A 16240-nucleotide genomic window follows, 5' to 3' on the forward strand; every position below is an offset into this window, starting at 1 on the left:
CCCCTGTGATCCCCGCGGGTCCGCGCGGCGGTTCGGGACACGGGCCCCCCGGAGGCCCGGTGCCCGAGGCGCCGCTAGGAGAGCGGGGCCTCCAGCGCGTAGCCGACCCCGTGGACGGTGCGGATCCAGCTGGCGCCGATCTTCCGGCGCAGCGCCTTGACGTGGCTGTCCACGGTGCGGGTGCCGGACGCGTCCGTCCAGTCCCAGACCTCGGCCAGCAGTTGCTCGCGGGTGAGTACCGCCCGCGGCTGTGCGGCCAGGCAGGCGAGCAGGTCGAACTCGGTCGGCGTCAGGTGGACGTCGCCCGAGGCCAGCCGGACCCGGCGCTGCACGTGGTCGATCTCCAACTCGCCGAAGCGCAGCGAGCCGAGCGCCGGTGTACGGGCCGCCTGCTGGGCACGCTCGACGCGGCGCAGCAGGACGTTGACCCGGGCCGCCAGCTCCCGCATCGAGAACGGCTTGGTCATGTAGTCGTCGGCGCCCACGCCGAGGCCGACCAGGAGGTCCGTCTCGTCGTCACGCGCGGTCAGCATCAGGACCGGTACCGGGCGTTGGGCCTGGATCCGGCGGCACACCTCAAGGCCGTCGAAGCCGGGCAGCATGATGTCGAGCACGACCAGGTCGGGCTGCCAGGTGTGGAACCCGTCGACCGCGCCCGGGCCGTCGTGGGCCACGGCGACCTTGAAGCCCTCCGCGCCCAGCCGGGCCGCGATCGACTCGGCGATCGTGGGCTCGTCCTCCACCACCAGCACTCTGCGCTGGCTGCTCACCGTGCCGCCGCTGTTCTGGTTGTCCTGCTGAATTTCTGTCACGGTCACGCCACCGCCCCCAGGGCTGCGGGCCGGCCACCTGTGGGGATGGCGAGGCTCCGCTCGTAGTCTTGTTCCGTCGTGGACTGTGCCGGGTCCGCCGTCCCGTAGCGCGTGCGGAGTCGGAGGACAGGTGTGGACTGCCCACCGCTCCCGCACACTTCGCAGCGTACGGACACCCGGTGCTTCCCGGCAGGTGGACCGGATGTTTCCGGCCCGTGGGCCGGCCGTCCGGCCGCCCGTCGGACCCACTCGGAAGTGGGCACGGGCCAGTACCTTACCCGCCGATTTTTCACTGCGTAACGGTACGTATGCACTCCAGTTGACGACAAGCCGCCGGTCAGAGCCGCTACTCGTGCGTAGACGGAGTGCAGGTCTGTACCAATCGTGGAGTCGCGCGCCACATGATGTTCACGGGGTATTCCCAGCTGGCTCCCAGGACCCCGAAGTACCGTGGTCACGACAAGTCGCACAGGCGGGATTTCCGGCGCGCGCCGGTACGTTGAGCACCGGACGGGGGCCGGAGGCTGCGGGTCTGGAGCGGAGGCGGCATGGCGGAGCTGCGGAGGAACGCTGTGGTGAGCGGGCCGCGTCCGGGGCCGCCGTACGGGATGCTCCGGTTCGGCCTGCGGACCGGCCTGGCCGCCTGGGTGCTCGCCCGGGTGCCGACGCCCCGGCGCAACCCCTTCGCGCTCGGCTACCTCGCCGTGGTCGTGGCCACCACCACCTTCGCCGGGCTGGCCGACCCGGGCCTCGTGCTCCGGCTGCAGGAGGCCTCCAGCTCGGACGGGCACAACCTGGTCCACCACCCGCTGCGCGCCCTGCTGTTCAGCGGCTTCTGGGTGGCCGGGACGATCTGGATGCCCTACCTCTGGGCCTTCGCCTTCACCGTCGCGCCGCTGGAGCGCCGGGTGGGCGCCGTCCGGGCCGCGGCGGTCTTCGGGATCGGGCACGTCACGGCGACGGTGCTCTCCCAGTCGGTGGTGATCACCGCCGTGGCGACCGGCCGGATGGAGCCCCGCGCGCTGGACTGCCTGGACATCGGGGTCAGCTACGGCGTGCTGGTCAGTCTCGGTGCGCTGGCCGGGCTGCTGCCGCCGCGCGGGCGGCTGCTCGCGCTCGGCGGCGCCGCCGTCCTGGTCGCCGAGCAGATCGCCGGCGACCGGGACCTGGTGACCGGGGTCGGCCACCCGGTGGCGCTGCTGACCGGGGTCGCGCTCTGGCGCTGGCTGCGGAACGGGCCCGGCCCCCGGTGGCGGCGCCCGGAGGCGGCGGCCGTCGGCGCCACGGGCCCGGCGCAGGCCCAGGGGGCGACCGCCCTGCTGGACCGCGCGTGACTCCCGGGTGCTCCCGGGGGGCGGTGTGCGCCCCCATGAGGCGTTTTTGACACCCCTTCCCGGACCCCTTCTTGTTCGCTCCCGGCGAACAGGACGGGGGGAACATTCCATGGCCGCGAAACCTTAGTCAGGTCAACTCAACTTCGCTGACTGGGGAGAGATCATGGCATCGACGTCCACTCCGCTCACCCTGCCCGTACTGCCGCTCGACGACGAGGTCGTGCTCCCGGGCATGGTCGTCCCGCTGGACCTCAAGGACACCGAGGTGCGTGCCGCGGTCGAGGCCGCGCGGGCCGCGGCCGCCGGCGCCGGCAAGCCCCAGGTGCTGCTGGTGCCGCGGGTGGACGGCTCGTACGCGGCGGTCGGCACCCTCGCCACCGTCGAGCAGGTCGGGCGGCTGGCCGACGGGGAGCCGGCCGCGCTGGTCCGCGCCGTGCGCCGGGTCCGGATCGGCGTCGGCACCACCGGGCCCGGCGCCGCGCTCTGGGTGGAGACCACACCGTTCCGGGAGTCCTCGGAGGGCACGCCGGTGGCCGGCCGCGCCGCCGAGCTGGTCAGGGAGTACAAGGTGCTCTCCACCCAGTGGCTGCGCAAGCGCGGCGCCTGGCAGATCGTCGACCGGGTGGCCCAGATCGAGGGCGTCGGCGAGCTGGCCGACAACATCGGCTACGCGTCCTTCGTCACCGCGGAGCAGAAGCTCAAGGTGCTGCTGGAGGCCGACCAGGTGGCCCGCCTGGAGTACGCCCTCACCCTGCTGCGCGACCACCTCGCCGAGGAGGAGGTCAACGACACCATCCGCAAGGACGTCGAGGAGGGCGTGGCCAAGCAGCAGAAGGAGTTCCTGCTCCGCCGCCAGCTGGAGGCCGTCCGCAAGGAGCTGGCCGAGCTGAACGGCGACCCGGCCGACGAGGAGGGCGACTACCGCGCCCGGGTCGAGGCCGCCGACCTGCCCGGGAAGGTCCGCGAGGCCGCGCTGAAGGAGGTCGACAAGCTGGAGCGGGCGTCCGACCAGTCGCCCGAAGGCTCCTGGATCCGCACCTGGCTGGACACCGTCCTGGAGCTGCCCTGGAACGAGCGCACCGAGGACGCCTACGACATCGCCGGCGCCCGCGCCGTGCTGGACGCGGACCACTCCGGCCTCGGGGACGTCAAGGACCGGATCGTCGAGTACCTGGCCGTCCGCAAGCGCCGGGCCGACCAGGGGCTCGGCCTGGTCGGCGGCCGCCGCGGCGGTGCGGTGCTGGCCCTGGTCGGCCCGCCCGGCGTCGGCAAGACCTCGCTGGGCGAGTCGGTGGCCAGGGCGATGGGCCGCACCTTCGTCCGGGTGGCGCTCGGCGGCGTCCGGGACGAGGCGGAGATCCGCGGCCACCGGCGCACCTACGTCGGCGCGCTGCCCGGCCGCCTGGTGCGCGCCATCAAGGAGGCCGGTTCGATGAACCCGGTCGTCCTGCTCGACGAGATCGACAAGGTCGGCTCCGACTACCGGGGGGACCCGGCGGCCGCCCTGCTGGAGGTGCTGGACCCGGCGCAGAACCACACCTTCCGGGACCACTACCTGGAGGTCGAGCTGGACCTCTCGGACGTGGTCTTCCTCGCCACCGCCAACGTGCTGGAGGCCATCCCGGAGGCGCTGCTCGACCGGATGGAGCTGGTCCGGCTGGACGGCTACACCGAGGACGAGAAGGTCGTCATCGCCCGGGACCACCTGCTCCCGCGCCAGCTGGAGAAGGCCGGGCTGACGAGCGAGGAGGTCTCCGTCGAGGAGGAGGCGCTGCGCAAGCTCGCCGGGGAGTACACCCGCGAGGCCGGCGTCCGCACCCTCGAACGCTCGATCGCCCGGGTACTGCGCAAGATCGCCGCGCAGGCCGAGCTGGGCGAGCGCGAGCTGCCCGCCGCGATCGGCGCGGGCGAGCTGCGCGCGCTGATCGGCCGGCCGCACCACGTCCCGGAGGCGGCCCAGGAGCCCGCCGAGCGGCGGACCGCCGTACCGGGTGTGGCGACCGGCCTGGCGGTGACGGGCGCCGGCGGTGACGTCCTGTACATCGAGGCCTCGCTGGCGGACGCCGAGACGGGCGGCACCGGGCTCACCCTCACCGGGCAGCTGGGCGACGTGATGAAGGAGTCCGCGCACATCGCGCTCTCCTACCTGCGCTCGCGCGGCGCCGAGCTGGAGCTGCCGGTCACCTCGCTGCGCGACCGCGGCGTGCACCTGCACGTCCCCGCCGGGGCCGTCCCCAAGGACGGGCCGAGCGCCGGCATCACCATGACCACCGCCCTGGCGTCACTCCTCTCCGGCCGCCGGGTGCGCACGGACGTGGCGATGACGGGTGAGGTGTCGCTGACCGGGCGGGTGCTGCCGATCGGCGGGGTGAAGCAGAAGCTGCTCGCCGCCGACCGGGCCGGGGTCAGCACGGTGATCATCCCCAAGCGCAACGAGGCCGACCTGGACGACGTCCCGGCCGAGGTGCTGGAGCGGCTCACCGTCCACCCGGTGGCGGACGTGCGGGAGGTGCTGGAGCTGGCCCTGGAGCCGGCCGAGGTGCTGGTCGCCGCCTGACGGCGGGACGGGAACGGGCGGCGGCCCGGCGGAGCGCGCTGCTCCCGCCGGGCCGCCTTCCCGCCGATTCCGTCGGAGGGAGCGTCGGCGGGCCCCGTGCGAAACTGCGAAGATGCCGTCCCCCACTCAGCGCGCCCTGGCCAAGGTGCCGGCGGGGCTGCGCCCGTTCCTGGTCAGGCACCGCAGGCTGGTGAAGGTCCTGCTGGTCGGGGGGACGTGCTTCGTTCTGACAACAGTGATCAACTTCTCACTGAAATTCACCCTTTTGGAGCACAAACCGGTGGTGGCGCTCACCATCGCGACCGTGGTGGCCACCACCGTCTCCTACGTGCTCAACCGCCGGTGGTCCTTCCGGGCCCGCGGCCACCGGCGTGAGGTGCTGCTGTTCCTGCTCGTCAGCGTGGTGGCGATCGGCGTCAACGACCTCCCGCTGATCGTCTCGCGCTACGTCCTGGACCTGCGCGAGCCGCAGGTGACGCCCTTCACCCAGGAGGTGGCCGACTTCCTGAGCGGCATGGTCCTCGGCACCTTCGTCGCGATGCTCTTCCGCTTCTGGGCGATGCAGCGCTGGGTCTTCACGCGCTTCCCCGAGCCCGTCGCCCCCCGCGTGGAGCAGCCGCAGCGGATCCCGTAGCGGCCCGGCGCGGCGGGGCGCCGGAGCGGCCGATCCGGCGCCCCAGGGCCCGGCGGGAGCGCCCGGCCGAACGCGGTTACGCTGCAGACACCGGTCCGAACTGCGGGACCCGCCCACCGGCGGGGCGGGCGGAAGCTGAGCGGGGTGAGCGCGATGCGCGAGACGGACGGCCGCCGGGCCGGGCCGGCCAGCCAGCAGGGCATGCGGCGGGCCAATCTGGCGCTGGTGCTCGGCGTGATCGCGCGGGCCCCGCGCTCGCGCGCGGAGGTCGCCGCGGAGAGCGGGCTGACGAGGGCGGCGGTGTCCTCGCTCGCCGAGGAGCTGATCGCGGCCCGGCTGGTGGTCGAGGAGGGTCCGGCGGCGCCCAGCGGCAAGGTCGGCCGGCCCGGGACGGCCCTGGGGCTCAACCCCGAGGGACCGGCGGGTCTGGGCGCCGAGATCGGGGTCGAGCACCTCGGCGCCTGCGTGGTCGACCTGCGCGGCGAGGTCCGCGCCTGGCACCGTCAGGAGATCCGCAACCGGGACCGGCGGCCCGCCGCCGTGATGGCCGACCTGGCCGAACTGCTGCGCCGGGCGGTCGTCGACGCGGGGCTGCGCCCGGCCGGGCTGATGCTCGCGGTGCCCGGCCTGGTCGGCGACGGCGACGGGGTGCTCCAGCGCGCCGCCAACCTGGGCTGGCAGGACGTGCCGCTGGCCGCCGAGCTGCGGCCGGCGCTGCGCGCGGCCGGCGCGCAGGGCCTGGCCGAGCTGCCGGTCGAGGCCGAGAACGAGGCCAACCTGGGCGGGCTCGCCGAGCTCTGGCTGGGCGGCGCCCCGGATCACTTCCTGCACGTCTCGGCCGAGGCCGGGGTCGGCTCGGCGATCGTGGTCGGCGGCCGGCTGATGCGTGGGGCGCACGGCTACGCCGGAGAGCTGGGGCACGTGCCGGTCCACCCGGACGGACCGCGCTGCGCCTGCGGGGCGCACGGCTGCCTGGAGCAGTACGCGGGGGAGGCGGCGGTGCTGCGGGCGGCGGGGCTGGAGGGGATCCGGGGCGACTGGGTCGCCCTGCTCGCCGAGCGGGCCGGGGCCGGGGACGAGGAGGTCCGCGGGGCGCTGGACGGGGCCGGGTCGGCCCTGGGGATCGCCTCGGCCGGGGCGGTCAACCTGCTCGACCCGGCCGAGGTGGTGCTGGGCGGCGGCTACGCCCGGCTGGCGCCCTGGCTGCTGCCGGGGATGCGGGCCGAGCTGGCGGCCCGGGTGACCGTCCGCCCCTGGACGGAGGAGCGGCTGGCGGTTTCCCGGCTGGGCCGGCGCGGGCCGCTGCTGGGGGCGGCGGTCGGCGTGGTCCGGGCGATCGTCGCGGACCCGGGCCGGCTCGACGGGTAGGGGCGGTGTCGGGCCGGCCCGGGCGGTGCGGTGGGGCTACCCGGCGGGCAGCTCGCGGCCCCCGCGCGGCCGGCGCAGCACGGCGGCGAAGGTGACGGCGACGCCGACCAGTGCCCAGACCAGCAGCACGAGCAGCGGCATGGTGAGGTTGGTCGCGCCGAAGTAGGCGATCGAGCGGGCCGCGTCGGTGCCGGCGCCGTTCGGGATCCAGGCGCCGATGGCCCGCCAGAACGGGGGCACCATCGGTGGCGGGAAGACCCCTCCCGCGCTGGGGTTGCCGAGCACCACGAAGATCAGTACCGCGACGCCGATCCCGATGATGTCGAAGAGGCACTGCAGCGCCATGGTGAACGCGCCGACCGTGAACACCACCAGGGCGCCCAGCGCGGCGAGCCCCCAGGACGAGCCGGGCAGGGCGTTCAGCGCAGGTCCGACGATCACCGCCCCGCCGATGCCGGCCGCGATCGAGTACAGCGCGAGGGCGGCGAGCCGGATGGCCGCCCGGTAGGCGTTGGCGGGTTTCGCCCCGGCGCTGACGCCGAGGATCGAGGCGACCAGGTAGCCGCCGACGCACCAGCCGATCACCAGGTAGAAGGAGGACAGGCCGTTGGTGTCGCCCTTGGCCAGCGGGATGGTGTCGACGGTGCGCACCGTCCGGCCCTGGGTCTGGTCCACCGCGGTGACGATGGTCTGGGCGGCCCGGGCGGCGGCCGGGCCGCGGGCGTTGGCGACCAGCAGGGTGTCCTCGGTGCCGGCCGGGTCCACCACCAGCGCGGCGTAGAGCTTCTGGTCCTTGATCCGGGCGGTGGCGGTCTCCGCGTCGGGCGCGGTGGAGGCCCGTACCGCGTTGTCGGGCACCCCCTCCAGCGCCTCGACCAGCTTGGGGGAGACCTGCGGCGGCGCGACCACCGCGATCGAGAGCTCGTGCGGGGTGGGGCTGTGCAGCGCCCCGACGTACGAGGTGATGAAGCCGAGCTGGAGGAGGAGGACGGCGATCACCAGCAGCGCCGCGCGCGGGGTGACCGCCCCCTTCAGTTCGGCGACGAGTCCTGGCCTCGGTCCCTGCCCTGGGGTGGTCATCCACATCTCCTTGCGTATCGGGAAAAACGGATACTTCATACCATCAAGTAGTTGGCTTTCCCGATTTCCCGCGCCGTATGTGGGGGCACTGTGCTGCGGGATACTTGCGCGGTGAGTGCGGCGAATGACGAGGAACCCCTGCTGGCGGTGGAGCGCGAGGTCGCGCTGATGTTCCGCCGGGGCCGGGCCCGGGTGGCGGAACTCTCCCGCCGGGTGCACCCCAGCCTGGAGGGGGCGGCGTACAGCATGCTCGGCTACATCGAGCAGGCCGGGCGGGTGCGGGTGACCGACGTCGGCGTGCACTTCGCGGTGGGCAAGGCCACGGTGAGCCGGCAGATCCGGGCGCTGGAGGAGCTGGGCCTGGTGACCCGGGAGGCGGATCCGCTGGACCGCCGGTCCGCGCTGGTCTCGCTCACCGACGACGGCCGGCGGCGCTACCTGGGCGCGCGGGACGCCCGGATCGAGCGGGTGCGCGAGCTGATGGCCAACTGGTCCGAGGAGGACGTGATCCGCTTCGCCGGGCTGCTGCACCGCTTCAACGACGTGGTCGGGGAGGCCGTCGGGACCTGAGGTCCGGCGGTCCGGCGCGGGTCGCGGGGCGGGACTTTACTTGGGCTTGAAGAAAGTTGCCTTAAGCAACCATTGATCCTATGGTTGCTTAAGGCAACGACTTTTCCGTCCCTCGTCGCCGCCTCCCGCTTCCGCCCCGCACCCGCCGAAGGACCCAGATGACCGTCACCACCCGAGCCGCGACCGGAGCCGCCACCGCCGACGACGACACACCCATGACCCACCGGCAGGTGCTGGAGGCCCTGTCCGGCCTGCTGCTCGGCCTCTTCGTGGCCGTGCTGTCGTCGACCGTCGTCTCCAACGCCCTGCCGCGCATCCTCACCGACCTGCACGGCGGCCAGTCCGCCTACACCTGGGTGATCACCGCCACCCTGCTCACCCTCACCGCCTCCACTCCGATCTGGGGCAAGCTGTCCGACCTGGCCAGCAAGAAGCTGCTCCTGCAGATCGCCCTGGTGATCTACATCGCCTCGTCCGCGCTGGCCGGCCTCGCCCAGAACACCGGCGAGCTGATCGCCTGCCGCGCGCTGCAGGGCATCGGCGCCGGCGGTGTCACCGCGCTCGCCCAGATCTGCCTGGCGGCGATGGTCCCGCCGCGCGAGCGCGGCCGGTACAGCGGCTACTTCGGCGCGGTCTTCGCCCTCGCCACCATCGGCGGCCCGCTGATCGGCGGCGTCATCGTGGACACCTCCTGGCTCGGCTGGCGCTGGTGCTTCTACGTCGGGATCCCCTTCGCGCTGGCCGCGATCGCGGTGCTGCAGCGCACCCTGAAGCTGCCGGTGGTCAAGCGCAAGGTGAAGATCGACTACCTGGGCGCCCTGGTCATCACCGGTGCCGTCAGCCTGCTGATGATCTGGATCACGCTGGCCGGCAAGAACTACGCCTGGCTCTCCTGGCAGACCGCGGCCATGGTCGGCGGCGGCCTGGTGCTGGGCGGGCTCGCCGTGGCGATCGAGAAGCGCGCGGCCGAGCCGATCATCCCGCCGAGCCTCTTCCGCCACCGCACCGTCACCCTGGCGGCGGTCGCCAGCGTGCTGGTCGGCATCGGGATGTACGGCGCGACCACCTTCCTCAGCCAGTACTTCCAGCTGGCCAGGGAGAAGTCCCCGACCATCGCCGGCCTGATGACGCTGCCGATGATCCTCGGCCTGGCCGTCGCCTCCACCGTGGCGGGCAAGCTGATCACCAAGTACGGCCGCTGGAAGGCCTACCTGGTCGCCGGCACCCTGATGCTGGCCGTCGGCTTCGCCCTGCTCGGCACCGCCCGGGCCGACACCGACTACGTGCTGCTCGCCGTCTACATGGCGATCACCGGCATCGGCCTCGGCCTGACCATGCAGAACCTCGTGCTCGCGGTGCAGAACACGGTGCCCCGGCACGAGCTCGGCGCGGCCAGCTCGGTGGTCACCTTCTTCCGCACCATGGGCGGCGCGATGGGCGTCTCCGCCCTCGGGGCCCTGATGAACAACCGGGTCGGCCACTACCTGACGGAGAACCTGGCGGCCGCGCACGTCCCGGCCACCGGCGCCGCGGCCGGCGGCGGCATCCCGGACCTGCACAAGCTGCCCGCCCCGCTCGTCCCGCTGGTGACGGACGCCTTCGGGCACGGGGTCGGCGTGGTCTTCCTGGTCGCGGCGCCGTTCGCGCTGCTGGCCTTCGTGACGGTGCTGTTCATCCGCGAGACCGTGCTGCGCACCGGCCACCAGGGCTGACCGCCGCCGGCGGGGGCACGGGGCAGGACACGGCGAAGGCCGGGGAGCGGACCACCGCTCCCCGGCCTTCGCCGTACTCCGTGCGTCAGTGGCCGGCGATCAGGGACAGGCCGTAGAGGACGGCGGCGCCGCAGACCGCGAAGCAGGTGTAGGCACCGGCCAGGGCCAGTCGGCCGCCGCCGGCCGGGGCGTCGGAGCCGGCCGCCGAGCGCTGCGCGGTCAGCGCGGCCTCACGGCGGGAGAGGGCCAGGATGCCCAGCGCGAAGACGGTGACCACCGCGACGGTGATGCCGAAGCTGAAGCCGGCGGTCTGGGCCAGGGCGTTCCACTTGATGTGCATGCTGTGTGCTCCTCAGCCGTCGGCGCTCAGGCCGCGACCGTGGTCGAGGCGGGAGTGGTGGGGGTGCCGGCCGCGGCGGTCGGGGTGATCTCGACCGGGGTGATCTCGCCGGCCTCGTTGACGTTGTCCGCGTGGACCGGCTGGCGGCGGGAGATCAGCCACATCGCGCCCGAGCCGGCGACCAGGACGGCGCCCACCAGGACCACGCCCCAGGTGCCCTGCTCGACCACGAGGGCCGCGAGGCCGGCCACCGTGGCGGCGGCGGGCAGGGTCAGGCCCCAGGTGTAGACCATGCGGCGCACCAGGCTCCAGCGCAGCTCGCCCTTCGGGCCGCCGAGGCCGGCGCCCATGATGCCGCCGGAGCAGACCTGGGTGGTGGAGAGGCCGAAGCCCATGTGCGAGGAGGTCAGGATGACGGTCGCGGCGGCGGACTCGGAGGCGAAGCCCTGCGGGGCCTGGATGTCCGCCAGGCCCTTGCCCATCGAGCGGATGATCCGCCAGCCGCCCATGTAGGTGCCGAGCGCGATCGCCGCACCGGCCGAGACGATCACCCAGGTGGGGGGCAGCGCGCCGGTCGGCAGGGCGCCGACCGAGACCAGGGTCAGGGTGATGATGCCCATCGTCTTCTGGGCGTCATTGGTGCCGTGGGCCAGCGAGATCAGCGAGGAGGAGAACACCTGGCCGGTCTTGAAGCCCTTGGTGACGGTGGCGCCGTCGCTCTTGCGGGTGATCGCGTACGCCAGCTTCGTGGCGCCCCACGAGGCCAGGCCCGCGACCAGCGGGGAGGCGATCGCCGGGATGAGGATCTTGGTGACCACGGTGTCGAAGTTGACGCCGTTGAGACCGACGCCGACCACGGTGGCGCCGATCAGGCCGCCGTAGAGCGCGTGCGACGAACTGGACGGAAGGCCTCTCAGCCAGGTGATCAGGTTCCAGAGGATCGCGCCGACCAGTGCGGCGAAGATGATCTCCGGATGGATCCCGGCCTTCTCGTTGACGATGCCGCCGGAGATGGTGGTGGCGACCTTCACCGAGAGGAACGCCCCGGCGAAGTTGAGGACGGCCGCGATGGTGACCGCGACCTTGGGTCGAAGGGCTCCGGTGGCGATGGAGGTGGCCATCGCGTTGGCGGTGTCGTGGAACCCGTTGGTGAAGTCGAAGGCGAGCGCCGTGATGATCACAACGGCCACCAGGAACGAGATGTGTTCCATACCCAAACAATCGTCGTAGTTGTCGCACTGACGTTGGTGTCGATCGCGACGGTAGGGAGCCTCGGTGAACGGAAGGTGAACTGAGACGGGCCGCGTGGTTCCGGACGTGTCCCAGGGGTTGCCATGACCTTGCCAGGAGGTGTCCCCGGGCCCGCTGAACTGGGCATTGGCGCAGAACGTCCTGGTTCGCTCCGGTTTGCTGAGACCTGTCTCACAACCGACCGAAGAATTCATCGGGCCGTACGGGTGCGGTCTGTTTCTGCCGGGTGACCCATGACAGGATCGGCGAGGATCCGGGCATCCCGGGGATCGGCAGGGGCGGGGAGGAACGAATCCATGGGCGGGGCCGCACAGCGCACGGAGACAGCGGGAACACGACCGTGGGTGCGGGCCGCCCTGCGCTGCGGAGCCGTCCTGGCGGCCGCCGCGCTGGCGCTGCCGCTGGCCGCCCAGGCCGCCTACGCGGCGCCGGACCCGGGCAACCCGGGCATCACCGCCCCGGCCGCCGCGCCCGGCGCGGACCCGCTCGCGGAGGCCAAGGCCACCCTCGGGCCGCTGCTCGACCGGCTGCACGAGCTGTACACGGGGGCGGAGGCCGCCACCGAGCAGTTCAACGCCGCCGTCACCAAGGTCGCCGAGCAGCAGGCCACCGTCACCGACCTGGGCGACCGGCTGGACCGTCAGCAGAAGCTCGTGGACGCCGGTACCGACGTGGCCGCCCAGCTCGCCGCCGCCCAGTACCGCAACGGCGCCACCTCGGCCTACGCCGAACTGCTGCTCTCCCAGGACCCGTACGAGGCCGTCACCATCGCCGAACTGCTCTCCGCCGCGAGCCGTTCGCAGTCCGAGTTCCTGGACCGGCTCAAGCTCGACCGCGAAGCGCTCACCGGCCTGCAGAAGCAGAGCGAGGAGGCGCTGAAGAACTCCCAGGCACTGGTCGCCCAGCAGGACGCGGCCAAGGCCAAGCTCGCCACCGACCTGGCAGCCGTCGAGCAGCTGGTCTCCTCGCTCACCGGTGCCCAGCGCACCGAGCTGGAGCAGCTGGAGAAGGCCAAGGCCGACGAGGCCCAGCTGGCCTTCCTCGCCTCCGGCGCCCTCGGCAAGGGCGAGCGCACCCCGTCGCTGGCCGGCCGCGCCGCCGTCGCGTACGCGCTGGCGCAGCTCAACAAGCCGTACGTGTGGGGCGGCGCCGGCCCGGACGTCTTCGACTGCTCCGGCCTCACCTCGCAGGCCTGGCTGCACGCCGGCAAGCCGATCCCGCGCACCAGCCAGGAGCAGTGGGCCCAGCTCCAGCACGTCGCGCTGAACCAGCTGCGCCCCGGTGACCTGGTCATCTACTTCGAGGGCGCCACCCATGTCGCGCTCTACATCGGCGGCGGGCTGGTCGTCCAGGCGCCCCGCCCGGGCGCCGTGATCAAGGTGTCGCCGATCGGCTCGATGCCGATCCTCGGTGCCGTCCGCCCCGACCCGGAGACCGCCTCGGACGAGGCGGGCGGTGCCTGGAAGGTGCCGGACCTCCCGGCGGGCTGGGACAGCGTCACCCCGATCGCCCCGAGCCCGGCCAACCAGGTGCCGGTCGACCCGAACGCGGCGAACCCCGCGCCCGGCACGCCGACCGCGCCCGGCACGCCCACCCCGGGGACGCCGACGCCCGGCACCCCGCAGCCCGGCACCGGCACGCCGACCGACCCGGGGACGCCGACCGACCCGGGGACGCCGACCGGCACCCCGACGGGTACGCCGACCGGGACGCCCACGGGAACGCCGACGGGCACGCCCACCGGGACCCCGACGGGGACGCCGACCGGTACCCCGACGGGCACGCCGACCGGGACGCCCACGGGAACGCCGACCGGTACCCCGACGGGCACCCCCACCGGGACGCCGGCCGGGACGCCGGCCGGGACGCCGGCCGGGACTCCCGCGGGCTCGCCCAGCGGCACCCGTACCGGTTCGTCCACCGCCTCGGCCCCGGGCTCCACCTCGGCCACCCCGCTGCCGGCGGGCCAGCACTAGCTCGGCCCGTCGGCCCGACGGCCCGGGGAGCCCCGGGCCGTCGGCCGGTTCAGCTCGCGCCGCTGTCCGGCTCGAAGCGGATCAGCACGGCCTTGGAGGTCGGGGTGTTGCTGATGTCCGCGGTGGAGTCCAGCGGCACCAGCACGTTGGTCTCCGGGTAGTACGCCGCCGCGCCGCCGCGGGCCACCGGGTAGTGCACCACCTTGAAGTGCGGGGCGCGCCGCTCCACGCCGTCCTTCCACTCGCCGACCAGATCGACGTACCCGCCCTCGGTCAGGCCCAGCTCGGCGGCGTCGACGGGGTTGACCAGCACGACCCGGCGGCCGCCGGTGATGCCGCGGTAGCGGTCGTCCAGGCCGTAGATCGTGGTGTTGTACTGGTCGTGCGAACGGAGCGTCTGCAGCAGCAGCCGGCCCGGCGGGACCTCGGGCGCGGTGAGCGGGTTGACCGTGAAGTTGGCCAGCCCGGTCGCGGTCGGGAAGGTCCGGGAGTCGCGCGGCCCGTGCGGCAGGGTGAACCCGCCGGGCCGGCGGACCTTGTCGTTGAAGCCGTCGAAGCCCGGCACCACCCGGGCGATCCGGTCCCGCAGGGTGTCGTAGTCGTCGGCGAAGTCCTCCCACGGGACGTCGTCCCCGGGGCCGAGCGCCGCGCGGGCCAGCCGGCAGACGATCGCCACCTCGGAGAGCAGCCCCGGCGCCGGCGGGCGCAGGCCGCCGCGCGAGGAGTGCACCTGGCCCATCGAGTCCTCGACGCTGACGAACTGCGCGCCACTGGCGGTGACGTCCCGGTCGGTGCGGCCGAGGGTGGGCAGGATCAGCGCCCGGGCCCCGGTCACCACGTGCGAGCGGTTGAGCTTGGTGGAGACGTGCACGGTGAGCCGGCAGCGGCGCATCGCCGCCTCGGTGACCTCGGTGTCCGGGGTGGCGGCGACGAAGTTGCCGCCCATCGCGAAGAACACCTTCACCCGGCCGTCGCGCATCGCGCGGATGGTGTCCACCGAGTCGTAGCCGTGCGCCCGCGGCGGCTCGAAGCCGAACTCGCCGCCCAGCGCGTCCAGGAAGGCCGCCGAGGGCCGCTCGAAGATGCCCATCGTCCGGTCGCCCTGGACGTTGCTGTGTCCGCGCACCGGGCAGACCCCGGCGCCCGGGCGGCCGACGTTGCCGCGCAGCAGCAGGAAGTTGACCACCTCGCGGATGGTCGGCACGGCGTGCTTGTGCTGGGTGAGGCCCATCGCCCAGCAGACGATGATCTTCCGGGAGGAGAGCACCAGGCGGCCCAGCTCCTCGATCTGCTCCCACGGCAGGCCGGTGGCGGCGAGCACCTCCTCGCGCCGGGTCTGCCGGGCCTCGGCGGCGAACTCCTCGAAGCCGTGGCAGTGCCGCGCGACGAACTCCTCGTCGACGCCGCCGTCCGCGTCGAGGACGAGCCGGTTGAGCGCGCGGAACAGGGCGAGGTCGCCGCCGAGCCGGATCTGCAGGAAGAGGTCGGTCAGCTTGGTGCCGTGGCCGGCCAGGCCGCGGGCGTTCTGCGGGTTCTTGAACCGTTCGAGGCCGGCCTCGGGCAGCGGGTTGACGCTGACGACGGTGGCACCCGCGCGCTTGGCCCGCTCCAGGGCGGAGAGCATCCGCGGGTGGTTGGTACCCGGGTTCTGGCCCGCCACGATGATCAGGTCGGCCTGGTAGAGGTCCTTGAGGCTGACGCTGCCCTTGCCGACGCCGAGCGTCTCGGTGAGCGCCGAGCCGGAGGACTCGTGGCACATGTTGGAGCAGTCCGGCAGGTTGTTGGTGCCCAGCCGGCGGGCGAACAGCTGGTAGGCGAAGGCGGCCTCGTTGCTGGTCCGGCCGGAGGTGTAGAAGGCCGCGCCGTCCGGGGTGTCCAGGGCGCGCAGCTCCTCGGCGATCAGCGCGAAGGCGTCGTCCCAGGCGATCGGCGTGTAGTGGGTGGCGCCCTCGTCCAGCAGCATCGGCTGGGTGAGGCGGCCCTGCTGGCCGAGCCAGTAGCCGGAGCGTTCGGCCAGCTCGGCCACCGGGTGGGCGGCGAAGAACTCGGCGCGGATCCGGCGCTCGGTGGCCTCCTCGGCGACGGCCTTCGCGCCGTTCTCGCAGAACTCGGCGGTGTGCGTCTTCCCGGGCTCGGGCCAGGCGCAGCCGGGGCAGTCGAAGCCGTCCGGCTGGTTGACCTTGCGCAGGGTGGCGAGGGTGCGCCGGGCGCCCATCTGCTCGGTGGCCATCCGGAGGCTGTGGCCGACCGCCGGCAGTCCGGCCGCGGCGTGCTGGGGCGCGGACACCACGGGGGCGTCCTGCGCGGGATCGCTCTGCGGGGCCGGTTTGGCCATGACTGCGCTCCTCGGCTGTGCTCGTCCGGCCGCCGCTCCGTCGCGTGGCCCGCCGTCCATCCTTCCACCCGTTCGAGTCGTCCGGGCCATCCCGGTAACGGTCCCGGCCGACCCCGCACGGTGCGTGGATGGGGTGCGGCCGCTTCGAGAGGCGGGGGCGCGGGTGACCGGCCACCGCGCGGGCCCGGCACGACCTGTCCCGACCAGCAGCGGCCGGCGCTGTCCGCGCGCCGGGGCCCGCCCGCGCGCCGCGGCCCCGGGAGGCCCTCCG

The 16240-nt window shown here is 73.6% G+C and carries 12 protein-coding genes; 7 read left to right on the top strand and 5 right to left on the bottom strand.

What is annotated here, in order from left to right; translation table 11 throughout:
• Window positions 1-74: 74 nt before the first annotated feature.
• Complete coding sequence (locus OG618_RS23825) at window positions 75-812, bottom strand: response regulator transcription factor (RefSeq protein ID WP_209411241.1); 738 nt, start codon at window positions 810-812, stop codon at window positions 75-77.
• 575 nt (window positions 813-1387) lie between these two features.
• Between OG618_RS23825 and OG618_RS23830 the strand changes: the two genes are divergently transcribed.
• The 4 genes from OG618_RS23830 (at window position 1388) to OG618_RS23845 (ending at window position 6705) form a co-directional block, all read left to right on the top strand.
• Window positions 1388-2146: a rhomboid-like protein gene (locus OG618_RS23830; protein WP_329489574.1), complete on the top strand. Its 759-nt coding sequence runs from the start codon at window positions 1388-1390 to the stop codon at window positions 2144-2146.
• Window positions 2147-2309: 163 nt separating this feature from the next.
• Complete coding sequence (lon, locus tag OG618_RS23835) at window positions 2310-4703, top strand: endopeptidase La (protein WP_329489575.1); 2394 nt, start codon at window positions 2310-2312, stop codon at window positions 4701-4703.
• Window positions 4704-4815: 112 nt separating this feature from the next.
• A complete protein-coding gene (locus OG618_RS23840) occupies window positions 4816-5337 on the top strand; it encodes a GtrA family protein (protein WP_329489576.1) in 522 nt (173 codons plus the stop codon).
• A gap of 153 nt (window positions 5338-5490) precedes the next feature.
• Window positions 5491-6705: an ROK family transcriptional regulator gene (locus tag OG618_RS23845; protein ID WP_329492244.1), complete on the top strand. Its 1215-nt coding sequence runs from the start codon at window positions 5491-5493 to the stop codon at window positions 6703-6705.
• 36 nt (window positions 6706-6741) lie between these two features.
• Here OG618_RS23845 and OG618_RS23850 read toward each other — a convergent pair whose 3' ends face one another.
• The gene (locus OG618_RS23850) at window positions 6742-7785 is read right to left on the bottom strand and encodes an ABC transporter permease (protein WP_329489577.1); all 1044 of its coding nucleotides are present in this window, start codon (window positions 7783-7785) and stop codon (window positions 6742-6744) included.
• A 111-nt stretch (window positions 7786-7896) separates the two neighbouring features.
• Between OG618_RS23850 and OG618_RS23855 the strand changes: the two genes are divergently transcribed.
• Entirely contained in the window at window positions 7897-8355 is a 459-nt protein-coding gene (locus OG618_RS23855; protein WP_329489578.1) for a MarR family winged helix-turn-helix transcriptional regulator, read from the top strand.
• A 158-nt stretch (window positions 8356-8513) separates the two neighbouring features.
• A complete protein-coding gene (locus tag OG618_RS23860; protein WP_329489579.1) occupies window positions 8514-10067 on the top strand; it encodes an MDR family MFS transporter in 1554 nt (517 codons plus the stop codon).
• A gap of 85 nt (window positions 10068-10152) precedes the next feature.
• On the opposite strand, the gene OG618_RS23865 is transcribed toward OG618_RS23860, so the two are convergent.
• Both OG618_RS23865 and OG618_RS23870 read right to left on the bottom strand, forming a co-directional pair.
• Window positions 10153-10407 carry a hypothetical protein gene (locus OG618_RS23865; RefSeq protein ID WP_329489580.1) on the bottom strand — a complete coding sequence of 85 codons (255 nt, stop codon included), beginning with the start codon at window positions 10405-10407 and terminating at the stop codon, window positions 10153-10155.
• 26 nt (window positions 10408-10433) lie between these two features.
• Window positions 10434-11618 carry an inorganic phosphate transporter gene (locus OG618_RS23870; RefSeq protein WP_329489581.1) on the bottom strand — a complete coding sequence of 395 codons (1185 nt, stop codon included), beginning with the start codon at window positions 11616-11618 and terminating at the stop codon, window positions 10434-10436.
• Between the two features lie 336 nt (window positions 11619-11954).
• Here OG618_RS23870 and OG618_RS23875 point away from each other — a divergent pair, with 336 nt between their 5' ends.
• Window positions 11955-13634, top strand: coding sequence for a C40 family peptidase (locus OG618_RS23875; protein WP_329489582.1), 1680 nt, complete (start codon window positions 11955-11957; stop codon window positions 13632-13634).
• Window positions 13635-13683: 49 nt separating this feature from the next.
• Here OG618_RS23875 and OG618_RS23880 read toward each other — a convergent pair whose 3' ends face one another.
• Window positions 13684-15969, bottom strand: a complete 2286-nt coding sequence (locus tag OG618_RS23880; RefSeq protein WP_329489583.1) for an FdhF/YdeP family oxidoreductase — start codon at window positions 15967-15969, stop codon at window positions 13684-13686.
• Between the last annotated feature and the right edge of the window lie 271 nt (window positions 15970-16240).

It is taken from the genome of Kitasatospora sp. NBC_01246 (assembly GCF_036226505.1).
GTDB lineage: Bacteria > Actinomycetota > Actinomycetes > Streptomycetales > Streptomycetaceae > Kitasatospora.